This window comes from Burkholderia sp. DN3021 (genome assembly GCF_049805555.1).
Taxonomy (GTDB): Bacteria; Pseudomonadota; Gammaproteobacteria; order Burkholderiales; family Burkholderiaceae; genus Burkholderia; species Burkholderia pyrrocinia_C.
Genome location: NZ_JBNCAB010000265.1, coordinates 1 through 658, shown reverse-complemented (window position 1 = coordinate 658; position 658 = coordinate 1). Strand labels below are relative to the sequence as shown.

Annotated in this window: 1 pseudogene; it reads left to right on the top strand. The window is 62.3% G+C overall.

Annotated elements, in window-relative coordinates:
* Positions 1–652: pseudogene (locus ACPUER_RS37010) on the top strand (IS5 family transposase); the annotation flags it as partial.
* Between the last annotated feature and the right edge of the window lie 6 nt (positions 653–658).

Genomic DNA, 658 nt, shown 5'->3' with positions numbered 1-658 from the left:
TGGGAAGACCTTCCGCAGGAGTTGGGCTTCGGCAGTGGCATGACATGCTGGCGACGTCTGCGAGACTGGCAAGCGGCCGGCGTATGGCATCGACTGCATTTGGCGATGCTGCGTCGACTGCGAGAGCACGACCAGATCGATTGGGAGCGTGCGAGCCTAGATGGAGCCAGCGTCTCCAGCCCCCGGGGGCCAAGAATCCGGCCCCAACCCGACGGACCGAGGCAAGCTCGGATCGAAGCGACACATCGTCGTAGATGCACGCGGCATCCCGCTGGCTGTCGTGATCACGGGAGCCAATCGGCACGATTCGATGGCATTCGAGCCCACGCTTGATTCCATTCCTGCGGTATCGGGCCTGAACGGGCAGCCGCGCAAGCGGCCGAGCAAACTGCACGCCGACAAAGGGTATGACTTCGCTCGTTGCCGGCGCTATCTGAGACAGCGCGCCATCAAGGCCCGTATTGCCCGCCGTGGTATCGAAAGCAGTGAGCGGCTCGGGCGTCATCGTTGGGTCGTCGAGCGCACACATGCCTGGTTTGCTGGTTTCGGCAAGCTCCGGATTCGCTTCGAGCGCCGCCTCGATATTCATGCCGCTTTGCTTGCTCTGGCTGCCGCCGTCATCTGCTCTAGATTCGTGGATGACTTGTGTTAGCGACTC